The 1,114-nt window shown below is 69.9% G+C and carries 1 protein-coding gene; it reads left to right on the top strand.

The annotated features are described in order from the left end of the window. Window positions 1–1,114: M36 family metallopeptidase (locus AB0M52_RS34105; protein ID WP_363962029.1), on the top strand; the 1,114-nt coding region annotated here is incomplete at both ends.

Below are 1,114 nucleotides of genomic sequence, written 5' to 3'. Positions count from 1 at the left end.
CGGACGGCGGCGGCACCAACAACGCCAACTTCTCCACCCCGGCCGCCGACGGCGGCACCCCCCGGATGCAGATGTACCTGTGGCCGGGCAACCAGCTCGGGGCCCAGAACCAGGTCGTCCTCGACGGCGTGGGCTCGTTCGACGCCACCTGGTCGCGCTACAGCCCGGCACCGACCGTGGCCGGCCTGCCCGGCCACCAGTTCGTGTACGCCGGCAACGGCTGCGCTACTTCCGCGTACCCGAGCACGCTGCCTTCGGGCGGCTGGATCGCGGTGGTCGACGGTGTCACCACCGCCTGCACCTACCTCCTGCGTACCCAGGTCGCCGAGTCCCTCGGCGCCAAGGCCGTGGTGGTCGCGCACAACATCGCTGGCAACGCGCCGTTGCTCACCGGTGCCATGACCACCGCGCCGGTCACCATCCCGGCGGTGGCGGTGACGCAGGACGACGGCAACGCCATCAAGGCCGCCATCGCCGCCGGCGACGTCACCGGTTCGGTCCGCAAGCACCCGAGCCACCCCGGCATCCGGGACGGCGACCTTGACGCCGGCATCGTCATGCACGAGTACGGTCACGGCATCTCGCTCCGCCTGACCGGTGGCCCGGGCATCAACTGCCTGAGCGGCAACGAGCAGATGGGTGAGGGCTGGAGCGACTACTTCGCGATCACCACGCTGCTCGACCCGAAGCTCGACACGGCCGACGGCACGCGTGGCCTGGTGCCCTACGTCCTCTTCCAGGAGGACCGGACCGGCAACGGTCTCCGGCCGCGGCCGTACTCCCGGAACATGGATCTCCAGCCGTTCACCTACGACAGCATCAAGACCGGCGGCTGGCTCAACGGCACCTCGCTCGCCGCACCGCACGGCATCGGCCACGGCTGGGCGGCGGTGCTGTGGGACATGACCTGGGACCTCATCGACCGGCACGGTCTCAACCCGAACGTCTACGACGCCTGGAACACCGGCGGTAACAACCTCTCCATGCAGCTGGTCATGGACGGTCTGAAGATGCAGGGCTGCGGCCCCGGCTTCGTCACCGGCCGCAACGCCATCATCGCCGCCGACGCCGCCCTCACCGGCGGCGAAAACTCCTGCACCCTGTGGGCCTCCTT

The organism is Micromonospora sp. NPDC051296 (genome assembly GCF_040682255.1).
In the GTDB taxonomy this organism is placed as follows: domain Bacteria; phylum Actinomycetota; class Actinomycetes; order Mycobacteriales; family Micromonosporaceae; genus Micromonospora; species Micromonospora craterilacus.
The sequence above is the reverse complement of the archived record's forward strand: the minus strand, read 5'-3'. Positions and strand labels throughout refer to the sequence as shown.